The sequence below is a fragment of the Kitasatospora sp. NPDC018058 genome, assembly GCF_044327205.1.
Taxonomy (GTDB): domain Bacteria; phylum Actinomycetota; class Actinomycetes; order Streptomycetales; family Streptomycetaceae; genus Kitasatospora.
Genome location: NZ_JBIRFA010000060.1, coordinates 1 through 13578 on the forward strand (window position 1 = coordinate 1; position 13578 = coordinate 13578).

9 protein-coding genes and 2 pseudogenes are annotated in these 13578 nt (G+C 71.4%); 6 read left to right on the forward strand and 5 right to left on the reverse strand.

Annotated features, from left to right (window positions below):
• Positions 1-239, reverse strand: a 239-nt coding sequence (locus ACH4E7_RS40990; RefSeq protein WP_396254312.1) for a hypothetical protein, incomplete at its 3' end; no start/stop codon positions are given.
• Between the two features lie 716 nt (positions 240-955).
• Between ACH4E7_RS40990 and ACH4E7_RS40995 the strand changes: the two genes are divergently transcribed.
• From ACH4E7_RS40995 to ACH4E7_RS41015, 5 genes and pseudogenes are all read left to right on the forward strand, one after another.
• Entirely contained in the window at positions 956-1852 is an 897-nt protein-coding gene (locus ACH4E7_RS40995; RefSeq protein WP_396254313.1) for a slipin family protein, read from the forward strand.
• An 84-nt stretch (positions 1853-1936) separates the two neighbouring features.
• The gene (locus tag ACH4E7_RS41000; RefSeq protein WP_396254314.1) at positions 1937-2302 is read left to right on the forward strand and encodes a hypothetical protein; all 366 of its coding nucleotides are present in this window, start codon (positions 1937-1939) and stop codon (positions 2300-2302) included.
• Between the two features lie 371 nt (positions 2303-2673).
• Positions 2674-4011, forward strand: a complete 1338-nt coding sequence (locus ACH4E7_RS41005) for a PP2C family protein-serine/threonine phosphatase (protein WP_396254315.1) — start codon at positions 2674-2676, stop codon at positions 4009-4011.
• A 154-nt stretch (positions 4012-4165) separates the two neighbouring features.
• Positions 4166-5131: pseudogene (locus ACH4E7_RS41010) on the forward strand (HAD-IC family P-type ATPase); the annotation flags it as partial.
• Positions 5132-5276: 145 nt separating this feature from the next.
• Positions 5277-5795 (forward strand): annotated as a pseudogene (locus ACH4E7_RS41015) (HAD-IC family P-type ATPase); the annotation flags it as partial.
• A gap of 42 nt (positions 5796-5837) precedes the next feature.
• Here the strand turns inward: ACH4E7_RS41015 and ppsA are convergent.
• Positions 5838-8207, reverse strand: a complete 2370-nt coding sequence (gene ppsA / locus ACH4E7_RS41020; protein WP_396254316.1) for a phosphoenolpyruvate synthase — start codon at positions 8205-8207, stop codon at positions 5838-5840.
• A gap of 852 nt (positions 8208-9059) precedes the next feature.
• The gene (locus ACH4E7_RS41025) at positions 9060-9197 is read right to left on the reverse strand and encodes a hypothetical protein (protein WP_396254317.1); all 138 of its coding nucleotides are present in this window, start codon (positions 9195-9197) and stop codon (positions 9060-9062) included.
• Positions 9198-10167: 970 nt separating this feature from the next.
• Between ACH4E7_RS41025 and ACH4E7_RS41030 the strand changes: the two genes are divergently transcribed.
• Positions 10168-10518, forward strand: coding sequence for a helix-turn-helix domain-containing protein (locus ACH4E7_RS41030; protein WP_360268577.1), 351 nt, complete (start codon positions 10168-10170; stop codon positions 10516-10518).
• A gap of 830 nt (positions 10519-11348) precedes the next feature.
• On the opposite strand, the gene ACH4E7_RS41035 is transcribed toward ACH4E7_RS41030, so the two are convergent.
• Positions 11349-11729: a CBS domain-containing protein gene (locus tag ACH4E7_RS41035; protein ID WP_396254318.1), complete on the reverse strand. Its 381-nt coding sequence runs from the start codon at positions 11727-11729 to the stop codon at positions 11349-11351.
• A 163-nt stretch (positions 11730-11892) separates the two neighbouring features.
• A complete protein-coding gene (locus ACH4E7_RS41040) occupies positions 11893-13416 on the reverse strand; it encodes a DEAD/DEAH box helicase (RefSeq protein WP_396254319.1) in 1524 nt (507 codons plus the stop codon).
• Positions 13417-13578: the final 162 nt, after the last annotated feature.

The following is a 13578-nucleotide window of genomic DNA, read 5'->3' on the forward strand; positions in this document are numbered from 1 at the left end:
CGGGGGCGTGGCTCCAGGTCGTGGGCACCTACCTGCGAAGCGGCTCCGAGTACTGACGGCGGTCCGCTCCGGGCGAACCGCAGGCCCTCGGCGGCCGTTCGCCCCGGTCGTTCAGGGTGCGCAGACCGGCCTCCGTGCGGTAACCGGACGGCGGAGAGGACCAGTGCGACGATGCCGATGAACAGCAGGTAGAGCAGGCCGTTGGCGACGACGCCGACCAGCCCGAGCATGATCGCCATTCCGGGGCCGACCCGAAGCCTGGCACCACGGAACCGCCCGTGCTCCGCTTGGGCGCATTCGCAGGGGCTACGGCTCGACCGAGGGGGCAAGGTGGGGGACGCGCCCGGCCCACAACCGCCACTGAGCGGAGTCGACACGGTGGAAGGGCGCTCCACGGCGGCGGCCGCCGGCACCGTCGGTCGCGTTCGAATCCGCACCGCAGCGAGCGGTGACTCGATGGGATCCGTGGCCCGAAAGCGGATCAGGGTGTTCGGCATCGAGGCCGGAGAAGCCAGAGCTGCAGCCTCACTCCGGCGTGCCACGCCGAGTGGCGCAGCGGTGGGGGCATCGGCACGAGCGGCGGGTGGGGATGCCGGGCACTCCTCACCCAGTACGACGCATTGCCTGCCGACAGTCGCCCCGGGTGTGGTTACGGGCGAGGCGCAGGGTGGCCGGGTACTTGCGTTCGCCGGCCCTCCCCGCTCCGGTGTCGGCGTTCGGGAGACGGATGCATCCTCGGGGACGCCATCGGTGACCCGTCGAGCCGGAGGTCCTGCACTTGGGGTGGGCCGGTCACGACGGGAGCATGCCCGTTCGGCCCTGTCGCCGCCATCGGAGGCGGGGCAGGCTCACGGTAGGACCGCAAACCGGTCCCGCGCCTCCCGGTCGCTCTGCTCGTGGCGACGCGTTCCCGGACCTGGCTGTCGACGCAGGTCCGCAGTCGAAGGGAGCCGAAATGACCGCCGTGATCGCAGTCCTGGTGGTGCTGGTCATCCTGGTCCTGATCGGGCTCGCGATGTCGATCCGCATCGTCCGCCAGTACGAGAAGGGGGTCGTCTTCCGGTTCGGCCAGATCACCGGAGCACGCGACCCGGGACTGCGCCTGATCATCCCGTTCGCCGACGTCATGCACCACATCTCGCTGCGGATCGTCACCATGCCGATCCAGTCCCAGGGCATCATCACCCGCGACAACGTCAGCGTCGACGTCTCCGCCGTCGCCTACTTCCGCGTCGTGGACGCGATCAAGTCGGTCATCGCCATCGAGAACGTGAGCTCCGCGATCAACCAGATCGCCCAGACAACCCTGCGCAAGGTCGTCGGCCAGCACACCCTGGACGAAACCCTTTCCGAGACCGACCGCATCAACCTGGACATCCGCCGCATCCTGGACGTCACCACGACCGAATGGGGCGTGGACGTCACCTTGGTCGAACTCAAGGACATCCAACTGCCCGACACGATGAAACGCGCAATGGCCAAGCAGGCCGAAGCCGAACGGGAGAAGCGCGCCAAGATCATCAGCGCACAGGGAGAGGCCTTGGCCGCCTCCGCACTCGGCGAAGCCTCCGACATGATGATGGCCCACCCGCTCGCCCTCCAACTGCGCAACCTGCAGAGCCTCGTCGAGATCGCCGTCGACAAGAACAGCACCGTCGTCTTCCCCTCACCCCTGATGAGCACCATCGGCGAACTCGGCTCCTTCCTCTCCCGCGAGGCAACCGCCGCCGCTCCCGCACCGCAGCCGCCCCTGGACCGCCCGGACGCCCAACTCCCGGCCAAGCCCGTCCGGCTCCCTGTGCCCGACCCCGTTCACGTACCGGCACCCAACGGGGCAACCGGGACCCCGTAGACATCGCTGTCCCTTCCGGCCGCGGTGCTCTCCGTCCGTCGCCGGCGACGGACGGAGAGCACCGCGCGAAAGGCCATCGCGAAGATGACTCAGCCATTGCACACACCGCGCCACGGGCCGCGCCGCCTCGTCGAGCGTTGGAAAGCCGCAGCGACCGACCGCCGCGCGCGTGCCGCCGCCCGGCGGTGGCGGCACGTCGGCACCGAACCGCGCTGGGCGCGCAGCGATCTGCCGGCCCGGCGACTGCTCGGACGGATCTTCGCCCCGTTCTTCCTGCTCGGGACCATCGTCTTCACACTGCTTGCGGCGAACGCACTCCCCGCACCGAGCGCAGACCGTGCGTTCTACGCGGGCCTCGCCGTGCTGTGCGCCGTGTCCACCGCCGTCGCGGTGATCGACCTGATCGTCATCCGGCGCCGGATGGCAGAGCAACGACGGTGGCACCGCTGACGACGCGGCCGAGCGGAAGGCATAGTCGCAGCGGGACCACCGCAGGAGCGGAACGGCGTCCGCACAAGCCATAGCCCCTCCCGATCACCCACCGCGGCCAACCAAGTCCAGCCCTGTGGGCAACACCATGGCGGGAGGCCGTCCGAGCGATGCCGCGACAGCTGAGGAACAGCGGCGCCCGTCGCAGTCGCCGTCGGCGACGGGCCCCGCCTACGGTTGGAAGCAGGACGCGCCGATGTCCGGCTTCCGGTTGCGCAACGCGTCGAAGGTACGGTCGTCCAGCAGAGGAATCGAAGGTGGGCCGGGTGGATCCGGAGGATGGATCCGGGTGGGCGGATGTTCCCGACCGCAGCCACCGAATCGACGACGAGATGGACGAGATCGTCGGACGTCTGCGGAACCTGGCTCACACCCAGCGCCGTTTCCAGGACCTGCTGGACGCGGTGATGGCGGTGGGCCGGGAGCTGGACCTGCCGGTCGTGCTCCGCCGGGTGATCACCACCGCGATGGGCCTGGTCGACGCCCGCTACGGCGCACTCGGGGTGCTGAGCGAGGATGGCGAACACCTGGAGGAGTTCATCCCCGTAGGGCTGAGCGAGCAGCAGGTCGCAGCGCTGAGCGGGGTCGCCCTTCCGCACGGACGCGGACTCCTGGGACACCTCATCGACCACCCCGAACCGCTGCGTGTCGCGGACATCGGCGCCCACCCGGACGCGGTGGGCTTCCCACCGGGCCACCCGCCGATGCGGACACTGCTCGGGGTGGCACTCACCGGACGTGGACGGGTCTACGGCAACCTCTATCTTTGCGAGCGGCGCGACGGGCAACCCTTCGACGACCACGATCAGGACATCCTCGTGGCGCTCGCCGGCGCGGCCGGCCTCGCCATCGAGAACGCCCGCCTCTACCGGCAGGTCCGTGCCAACGCCGAGTACTTCCAGCGTCTCCTGCTTCCCAGCCTGCCCGATGTGGCGCCCTTCTCCGTCGCGGCGATCTACCGGCCCGCCGCCGCCCCGGACCACGTCGGCGGCGACTGGTACGACGCCCTGATGCTCCCCGACGGCGCCTGCGCCCTGGTCATCGGCGACGTCGCCGGACACGACCTGAAGTCCGCCGCCACCATGGCCCAGACCCGCAACATGCTGCGCGCTCTCCTCTACGACCGCCGCACCCCGCCCAGCGCCGTCCTGACGCAGCTCGACCGCACCCTCCAGGCGATCACCGACAACCCGATCACCACCACCTGCCTCGCCCGCATCGAACCTGCCGAGGACGGCTGGACACTCCACTGGAGCAACGCCGGACACCCGCCACCGCTCCTGATCGGCCCCGACGGCACAGCCCGTTACCTTCACACCGACCCCGGCCTGCCCCTCGGCGTCGACCCCGACGTACCCCGCCCCGACCACAAGTACCCCCTGCCCGGCAACGCCATCCTGGTGCTCTTCACGGACGGCCTGGTCGAGCACCCCCACCGCCCCCTGGACGCCGGCCTCACCGCCCTTGCCCAGGTCGCCGCCGCCCACGCAGATCTGCCCCTCGAAGACCTGTGCCGGACCCTGGCCGACGCCCACCTCGCCGATGGACGCGACGACCTCGCCGTCCTCACCCTGCGCACCCCGCCCACCGCGCCGACCCCCGGGACGCCGGCGGCACACTCCCGAGCCCGGGAACAGGACGTACCCCGTAGGCCCGCAGCCCGGTCATGAACCGGCTTGCCGCTTTATCCGCACCGCGGGGCAGAGGGACTCGGCCACCTCTCGATCGAACGGTTCGGTGTCGGGGGTGAGCACTGCTGCGGCGGCCGCGGCCACCCCGAGGACACAGGCCTCGACCGGATCGTCGCCCGCGGCCAGCCGAAGAGTGAGTGCGCCACCCCTGCGGGACGGTGTCCCGCAGGAGATCGACGCCACCGAGCTGGTCCCGGGCGACATCGTCGTCATCGAGGCGGGTGACCGGATCGCCGCCGACATCCGTCTCCTGCAAGGGGCCATCGAGGTCGACATGTCGGCGCTGACCGGGGAGTCGGTGACCACGTTGCGCTCGGCCGCGATCCTGGACGTGGACGTCCCGGTGCTCACGGCGCACGATCTCGTCTTCAGCGGCACCAGCTGCACCGGCGGCGAGGCTCATGGCGTGCTCTTCGCCACCGGGATGAACACCGAGCTCGGCCGCATCGCCGCGCTCTCCGAGCGGGTCAAGCAGGAGCCCAGCCCACTGGAGCGCCAGGTGCGCCGGGTCGCCTGGCTGATCGCGATCGTCTCGGTGTCCCTGGCATTCGCCTTCATCCCCCTGGCCACGTTCGGCATCGGCCTGTCGCTGGTCAACTCCGTGGTCTTCGCCGCCGGCCTGCTGGCCGGCATGGTCCCCGAGGGCCTCCTGCCCGTCATCACCCTCGCGCTCGCCGTGGCAGTCCGGGCGCTCGCCGCGCGCGGTGCCCTCGTCAAACGGCTCAGCGCGGTGGAGACCCTCGGCTCGACGGATGCCATCTGCACGGACAAGACGGGCACCATCACCGAGAACCGGATGCGTCCCACCCGTGTGTGGACCGCCTCGGGCCTCCTCGACCTGGACGACGCCGCGGCGCTCCAGCGCGGCATCCCGGCCGACCCGGTCCAGGTCACGGTCGGGCGGATCGCGGCCACCTGCAACAACGCCCGCCTCGAACCCGGTGAGGAGCCCAGCGGTGATCCCACCGAGATCGCCGTCCTGCTCGCCGCCCGCGAGCTGGGTGCTGGTCTCGCAGCCACCGAGCGCGAGTCGGACCGCTGCTGGCAGTTCCACTTCGACCCGGAACTCAAGCTGATGTCGACCATCGACCGACACCACGGCCGGCTCGCCGTCCGCACCAAGGGAGCACCCGAAGCACTCCTGCCGCACTGCACCACGTTCCTCGCCGCCCAAGGGAAAACAGCTGCCGCTCACCGCGGCCGCGATCGCCCAACGCGTCGGGATCACCGGCCCCAACCCCACCGTGATCAGCGGCCGACAGCTGGAGCAACTCGGCGACACCGAACTTCGCACCCTCGTGAGCCGGATGCCCGACATCGTCTTCGCCCGCGCCTCCCCGGAGGCCAAGCTCCGCATCGCCGACGCACTGAGCGAGGAGGGACACGTCGTCGCCATGACCGGCGACGGTGTCAACGACGCCCCCGCGCTGCGCCGCGCCGACATCGGCATCGCCATGGGCCGCTCCGGCACCGACGTCGCCCGCGAGGCCTCCACCATGGTGCTCACCGACGACAACTTCGCCTCGATCGCCACCGCGGTACGCGACGGCCGCCGGATCTACGACAACGTCCGCAAGTTCATCATCTACATCTTCGCCCACGCGACACCCGAGGTGATGCCGTTCCTCTTCTTCGCGCTCGGCGGCGGCCGCATCCCGCTCCCCCTGACGGTCCTGCAGCTCCTCGCCTTCGACGTCGGCAGCGAGACGCTCCCCGCCCTCGCCCTCAGCCGCGAACCCGCCGAGCCCGGGCTCATGGACCGCCCGCCCACCCGTGCCACCGGCGACCGGACTGCCGACACACGGTCAGGCCCGTTCGGCGGCGGCCACGTGCTCCTTCACCGCAACGAAGCTGTCCGGCGCCACCGAGATCGAGTCGATCCCGGCAGTCACCAGGAACCGGGTGAACGCCGGGTCGTCACTGGGCCTCTGGCCACACAGGCCCACCGGGCGGCCGGCCGCGTGCGCCGTGGCGATCAGGGTCTCGATACTCCGGGTGACGGCAGGATCGGTCTCGTCGAAGAGGTGCGCGAGAGCGTCGGAGTCACGGTCGACGCCCAGGGTGAGCTGGGTGAGGTCGTTGCTGCCGATGGAGAAGCCGTCGAACCGTTCGGCGAACTCCGCTGCGAGGATCACGTTGGCCGGGATCTCCGCCATCACGTACACCTTCAGCCCGTTGCCACCACGCGGCAGGCCCTCGTCGGCCATCACCGCGAGCACCCGGTCGGCCTCCCCCGTGGTGCGGCAGAACGGGATCATCACCACGACGTTCGTCAGGCCCATCTCGTCGCGGACCCGACGCAGCGCCCGGCACTCCAGGGCGAAGCCCTCCCGGTAGCCCTCGCTGTAGTAGCGGCTGGCGCCGCGCCAGCCGATCATCGGGTTGGCCTCGAGCGGTTCGAAGGGGCGCCCGCCCACCAGTTTGGCGTACTCGTTGGTCTTGAAGTCGCTGGTGCGCACGATCACCGGGTCCGGCCAGCGCGAGGCCGCGATCCGGGCGATGCCCTGGGCGAGGCGGTCCGTGAAGTACCGGGTCCGGTCCTGGTAGCCGTCGGTGAGTATGTCGATCTGGCGCCGCGCCTCGGGGTCGAGGCGTTCGGGATGGATCAGTGCCATCGGGTGGGCCTTGACCTGGTGCGCGACGATGAACTCCATCCGGGCCAGCCCCACCCCGTCCGCCGGCAGCTGCCACCAACGGAACGCGGCGGCCGGGTCGGCCAGATTCAGCATGACCCGGGTACGTGTCTTCGGCAGCCCGGCGAGGTCGATCTCGGACTGCTCGTAGTCGAGCCGTCCGGCATAGACGTGGCCGTCCTCGCCTTCGGCGCAGCAGACGGTGACCTCTTGGCCGTCGTGCAGCAGCTCCGTCGCGTGACCGGTTCCCACGATCGCCGGCACGCCCAGTTCGCGGCTGACGATGGCGGCGTGCGAGGTGCGCCCGCCGTGGTCGGTGACGATCGCGGTGGCCCGCTTCATGATGGGTTCCCAGTCCGGGTCGGTGATCCCGGTGACCAGCACGGCCCCGGCCGGGAAGCGCTCGAGCTCGACGGGTGTGGTCAGCGCGCGGACCGCGCCCGTGCCGATCGCCTCGCCTACCGCGATCCCGTCGACGAGCGATTCCCCCGAGCCGGTCAGCCGGAAGCGGTGCAGCATCGTCGCGCGCCGCCGGGACACCACGGTCTCGGGACGGGCCTGGACGATGAAGATCTCGCCGGTCCGCCCGTCCTTGGCCCACTCGATGTCCATCGGGCAGCCGTAGTGCCGCTCGATGACCACGCCCCAGCGCGCGAGAAGGCGCACCTCCGCGGCGTCCAACACGCGGCGGACGCGCTCCTCGGCGCTGGTGTCCTCCGTACGGGTGAGGCCCTGGTCGGCGTAGACGGCCTTGCGGCGTTTGGCGCCGATCTCGGCGTGGATGACCGGATCGAGTCCGGGATTCTCCAGCAGTGGTTTGAAGACCAGGTACTCGTCGGGGTCGACCTGCCCGCTGACCACCGTCTCGCCCAGCCCCCAGGACGCGCTGACCACGACGGCGTCCGGGAAGCCGCTCTCGGTGTCGAGGGTGAACATCACCCCGGCCCCGGCCAGGTCGGAGCGGACCATCAGCTGCACGCCGACCGAGAGCGCCACGGCGAGCTGATCGAAGCCCATCCGCTCGCGGTAGTCGATCGCCCGGTCGGTGAACAGGGAGGCGTAGCAGCGCCGGCAGGCGTCCAGCAGGGCCTCGCGGCCCCGGACGTTCAGGTAGGTGTCCTGCTGCCCCGCGAAACTCGCCTCCGGCAGGTCCTCGGCCGTGGCACTGCTGCGCACCGCGACGTCCGGGTCCTCCCGGCCGACCTCGCGTCCGAGCCTGGCGTACGCCTCGGCCAACTCCTCCTCCAAAGCGGGCGGCAGTGGTGTGCCGACCATCGCGGCGCGGATCGTCGCACCCACCTCGTCGAGTGGCGCGCCGCCGTTCAGCAGGTCGATCTGGTCGATGATCCGCTGCCGGAGTCCGCCGGTGTCGAGGAACTCCCGGTAGGCGTCGGCGGTGCTCGCGAAGCCGTCCGGCACCCGGACACCGGCCGGGCCCAGGTTGACGATCATCTCCCCGAGCGAGGCGTTCTTTCCTCCGACGAGCCCGACGTCCGCACGGCCGAGGTCGGAGAACCGGATCACGCGGCGGGTCGCGGGCATGGGTTCCTCCGCTGGTGCGAGCGAGACGGCGACGGATGCGCTCTGGCGCCATGTCTGCGCTGACGCGCGGCAGGCCGAGCCGTCGACCAGCAGATTCAGTACACCTCGACCGTCCGCGCGGCGCGAGCCGACCCGATCGACGAGGGGCCGTCCGGGCCATCCGACTTCGGGCTTCCTCCCCACCCCGTCACGGAGGTCTCGTTCATTGCCCATCTGGCGAGCCCCCAGACGGCGATGACCAGGACGTCTGTCCAGTGGAGGCCGTCGACGACACCGCCTGATCCCAGCGGTGCGGCTTGGACGTCCGTTCCCCGTGCCGACCGGCCGCCGAGCCCTGCCGGGCTTAGCTCGCCGACGCCGGCGAGTGCCCATGGGCGCGGCCCCGCCCGGCCTGTCCGCGCAGGCCCGGACCCACCTCCTCCGGTCCGGGTTCGCGCGGCGGGCCACCAGCGGGGCGGCTGGTGCGGTTAACCGCAGGCAGCCCTGCGCCCGGGCGCACGGTCGCGTTCGCGGCGGTGGGCGCGCACGGTTGACCCATGGGGATCGTGGTTCTGCTGGAGCTGGTTGAGCCGTTGGGCGCGCGCATCCTGGGGGCGGCGGTGATCTGGTCGACGCCCTGTCGGTGCGCCGGGTCCATGCCACGTCCTCGGATCCGGACGCCCCCGGCGGCCCGGGGGCGCTGACCTTGTGCGGAATGGACGCCGCGGCCATGGTGGTCGACCGGTCGACCGGTCGAGCCCGCAGCGGCCGGGGCAGGGGTGGTATCCGCCGCGCTGGGCCGGATACGTCTGCCTGACCTGTGATGCTGCTGCCCGCGCCTTCTGATCCGGGAGCGCGGCGGGCCGGATGGGCCTATCGGGCCCCCGGCGGACTGTCATCGTCGTGGGGGGTGTCGATGGCCTCGCGCAGGGCGGCCAGGTCCGTGATGGCGGCCTGTTCGGCGAAGCGGGCCAGAAGCCGGCGGAGGACCCTCTCATCCTGGTCGCGCACTGCTTCGCCTATGGCCGCCGCCAGCGACGCCTGGGTATGGGGTCGGGCGTGCGCACCTGCCGCGCGGCCTGCGGCCCTTCCACCGCTCGCCTGCCGTTCACTCGTGGTCCTGGCCGCGGGACGCGGCGCCCTCCGCCCTGGGTGCGGCTGCGGCGACCGGCCGCCCCACCCCGTGCGGGGCGCAGACTACCTACCCAACCGGCACCGAAAAATCTATTCCCGCCGAAGTAGACATTGCCGCGCACCGTGGTTACTGTTTCTCTCGTAGACGAGATCAGCGGTACCCGCCAGACACGAACTGGCGGGCAGCAGTACAGGAGTTCGCAGGTCGGTACGGTTGCAGGGTCCTGAAGCCAGGGATGTAGCAGTAAGGCGACAGGACCGGCGGCCGGACCGGGCGGCCCGCAGGTATCAGAGGCCGTCGCACAGCGGTACCGCAGTTCAGCAGGAGCAGTACCCGTAGGTGAGCAGGATGCAGGACACGCCGGGCAGGTGGGCGTGAAGTAGTGGCGCAACAGCGGCGCGGTAGCGGAGTCCCGGAGCCACGGCAGGTGCAGGACGGCAACGGGACTGGCGGCCGGGCCGGGCGGCCCGCAGAATCAGGGGTCGCCACCGAGCGGTACCGCAGTTCGGTAGGCGCAGTACCAGCAGTGTGAAGTTGAGTTGGGCAGTACCAGGCAGTTCGAAGTACCAGGCCAGTACAGAGGAAACGGAGGGGACAGAGCGCCATCAGGATCGCCCGGCCCGTGAGGAAGTCGCCCGGGCGGAATCCGAAGACCCCAAGGCAAGGACGGTGGTTTCCGGTCACGCATACGCGATCCCTGCACGCCCCCTCCCCCGGGGCAGTGCGGATATAAGGAAGCCGGCCACAAGGCCGGCAGATGGTGTAAAACCCTTCGGGGCCCCGGGAGCCGCAATGGCCCCGGGGCCCCTCAACGCGTCCCCGGACACAACAACAAGAAGAGGTGCAGTGACCACGGCAACCATTCGACCGCATACCCCCGACTCCCTCGACGACGACGACTACCCCGCCTACACCATGGGCCGCGCCGCCGAGATGACCGGCACCACCCCCGGCTTCCTGCGGGCCCTCGGCGAACAGGGCCTCATCACCCCCCTGCGTTCCGACGGCGGCCACCGCCGCTACTCCCGCTACCAACTGCGCATCGCCATGCGCGCCCGTGACCTCGTCGACCAGGGCACCGCCATCGAGGCCGCCTGCCGCATCGTCATCCTCGAAGACCAACTCGAAGAAGCCCTGCGTATCAACGAAGAGCTCCGCGGTTCCCCGCGCGGCCAGGAGTCCGCCGCCGACACCTGACCCGCCTGCCAGGCCGACGAGACCGGTCCGCGGTGAGCGACGGGCGCTCACCGCAGGCCGCCCCGGACACGATTACCCCTCAGCCCCCGGTCGCCGGCCGCCCGTTCTCCACCGGCCAGGCCGCCCGACACCCTGCCTCACTGGCGCGGACCGGTTCCAGGCCGCCCGGTACGACGGCACGCCGCCCGTTGAAGTACACACCCGGGGCGTTCGTCCACTACCGTTCCGCCCAGGTCATGACGCGTGCCCCGCAGCGTGAGCCCGGGCCCGGCCTGCTTCCCGTTGACCGGACCGAGCCCGCGCTCCCACTGCCTCGGTCGCATCCCCGATGACCACTCCGCGACCGCCCGCGCCGCGCGAGTGGTGACCGAGGAAGGGACGCCGACGCTACTTCCGCACGGCCCGCTCGTCGGATGCACCGGCCCCCTCGGGACCGGATCGTTCAGGCCACGCTCAGTGCACAACTGTGCTTCCTTGCCTGGTCCTTGGCCGCGCCTGCCGCTGACGGTTCGCCTGCGCTGAGCGGGCGGTCCGCGCGGTCGCCCGGCCGCTACGGTGGGGTTGCGCCGCCGCACGCGGGTCGTCAGGCAAGTCGCCCGTTTTGCGGGCGCACTACGGCCCGCCCGAGACCGGGCCGCGAGGAGTACTCGGTGGCCGTCCCCGCGGAGTCCGCCCCCCTGCCCTCGACATCCGCCTGCGATCGGGAACCGGCGGCCTGGTGCTCGACCCGATGGGCGACCCGGACCAGGACAGCGGCCCAATGCTGAACGCCGCCGTGGACAGCGCCCTGGACGCGCGACTGTCGGCGCGTCGGCGCCGGCAGAGCTGGCCTAGAAGCTGAGCAGGCCGATGGCGTGGCCGTCGGGGTCGACCACCGGCCACGTGTCCAGGCCGTGGGCCCGCATGGTGGCGGCTGCGGTGGTGGCGAGCATGTCGGCGGTGGCGAACGGGGCCTGGTCGAGGACGATGTCGCGCACCGGGGTGCGCTCGGTGGACCGGGTGCGGGTCTGGAACGGTGCGAGGTGCAGGCGGGTCAGCAGCCCGGCGCAGCGGCCGTCGTCGTCGCGGACCAGGAGGTGGTCGGCGCCGGAGCTGTGCAGGATGTCGATCGCCATGTCGACCATGACGTCGTCGCTGATCTGCAGCTCGGGGTGTCTCATGAGGTCGCCGACCGTGGCGGTGGTCGCGGGGTGTTCGAGGGTGAGGGTCATGGGCGGACTCCTTGGTGTCGGTTCCGCCGGGGCCGGCGGTGGTCGGGGCATCGGCGGTGGGATGGCCGGCGGGGGTCCGCCGGAGCGGGCCGGGACTCGTGTTTCGCGCTGGTGAGTCGTTTGGGCCTGGACCGCAGCGGCGGTCCAGGCCCACAGCTGCCTACTAGGCGGCGAGGGCGACGCGCCTCGGTGCCCGGCGGCGGCCGGAGGAGGCCTGGTTGTCGCGGCCTGCGACGGTCGCGCGGGTGTCACCGGCCGCGTGGGCGGGGCATCCTCGGCGGCCGCGACTCGTGGACGGGCCGCGGCGCGGCCGCTCGACGACGGGGGCGGCGATCACCGTGGGGATACCGGTGGGCACGCGGGCGCCGGTGATGCGGGTCAGGTCCTCGTCGCCGGCGCTGACCCTGGTGGTGACAGGGGTGATCCCGGCGGCGGTCATCAGGCGGGCCATCTCGCGGCGCTGGTTGGGCAGCACCAGCGTGACGACCGTGCCGGACTCGCCCGCCCGGGCGGTGCGGCCGCCCCGGTGGAGGTAGTCCTTGTGGTCTGCCGGCGGGTCCAGGTTGACGACGAGGTCGAGCCCGTCGACGTGGATGCCGCGGGCGGCGACGTTGGTCGCGATCAGCGCGGTGACCTGGCCGGTGCGGAACTGCTCCAGCGTGCGGGTGCGCTGCGGCTGGGACTTGCCGCCGTGCAGGGCCGCGGCCTTCACCCCGTTCGCGAGCAGGTCCGCCACCAGACGGTCCGCACCGTGCTTGGTGTCGATGAACATGATCACCCCGCCGTCACGGGAGGCGATGTGGGCGATCGTGGCGTTCTTGTCGAAGTTCTGCACGTGCAGCACGTGGTGCTCCATGGTGCTGACCGCTCCCGCGGACGGGTCCACCGAGTGCGTGACCGGGTCCTTGAGGAAGCGCCGCACCAGGCGGTCGACGTTGCGGTCCAGGGTGGCGGAGAACAGCATCGTCTGGCCGCCTTCGGCGACCTGGTCGAGGAGCTCGGTGACCTGCGGCAGGAAGCCCATGTCGGCCATCTGGTCGGCCTCGTCGAGGACCGTGATGCCGACGCCGTCCAACTGGCAGTCGCCGCGCTGGATCAGGTCCTTGAGCCGGCCGGGGGTGGCCACCACGACCTCCGCCCCGTGATTCAAAGCTTTGGCCTGACGCCCGATCGACATCCCGCCCACCACGGCCGCCATCCGCAGCCGCACCGCGTGCGCGAACGGGGTGAGAGCGTCGGTCACCTGTTGCGCGAGCTCGCGGGTGGGGACCAGCACCAGGGCCAGCGGGCGGCGCGGCTCGGCGCGCCGACCGGCGGTGCGGGCCAGCACGGCGAGGCCGAACGCGATGGTCTTGCCGGAGCCGGTGCGGCCTCGGCCCAGCACGTCGCGTCCGGCCAGCGAGTTCGGCAGCGTTGCGGCCTGGATCGGGAACGGCGCGGTGACGCCCTGGCGGGTCAGGGTGGAGAGCAGAGCCTTGGGCATGTCCAGTTCGTCGAACGCTTCGACGGCCGGGAGCGCCGGGGTGGTGCTCACTGGCATAGCGAACTCGCCCTGCGGAGAAGAACTCTGGCGGGCGCTACGGCCGCGGGCGGGCCGGTCTCCGTAGAAGGAGCTGCCGCTGGACCGGGAGGATGCCGAGGAGCGGGAGTTGGCGTTCTGGTACGAGGAGCGACTGGAGCGGTTCATGTGAGACCTTCCTGGGGCGGCACGTCGCGAGGAAGCTCCGCAGCGCGAGGCGCCAGCAGGAGGTCGCAAGGAACGGGCCGAAATGTGGGGAGCGGGGCGTGGACGGTGGAACCGTGCGGCACGCGCTCGCCGCGGAGGGCGGGAGCGGAGAACCTCGAACCG

What these genes read in the sequence shown, in the direction of transcription:
- ACH4E7_RS40995 (WP_396254313.1), top strand. Translation starts at nt 956, where the DNA reads ATGACCGCCGTGATCGCAGTCCTGGTGGTGCTGGTCATCCTGGTCCTG.
- ACH4E7_RS41000 (WP_396254314.1), top strand. Translation starts at nt 1,937, where the DNA reads ATGACTCAGCCATTGCACACACCGCGCCACGGGCCGCGCCGCCTCGTC.
- ACH4E7_RS41005 (WP_396254315.1), top strand. Translation starts at nt 2,674, where the DNA reads ATGGACGAGATCGTCGGACGTCTGCGGAACCTGGCTCACACCCAGCGC.
- ppsA (WP_396254316.1), bottom strand. Translation starts at nt 8,207, where the DNA reads ATGCCCGCGACCCGCCGCGTGATCCGGTTCTCCGACCTCGGCCGTGCG.
- ACH4E7_RS41035 (WP_396254318.1), bottom strand. Translation starts at nt 11,729, where the DNA reads ATGACCCTCACCCTCGAACACCCCGCGACCACCGCCACGGTCGGCGAC.
- ACH4E7_RS41040 (WP_396254319.1), bottom strand. Translation starts at nt 13,416, where the DNA reads ATGAACCGCTCCAGTCGCTCCTCGTACCAGAACGCCAACTCCCGCTCC.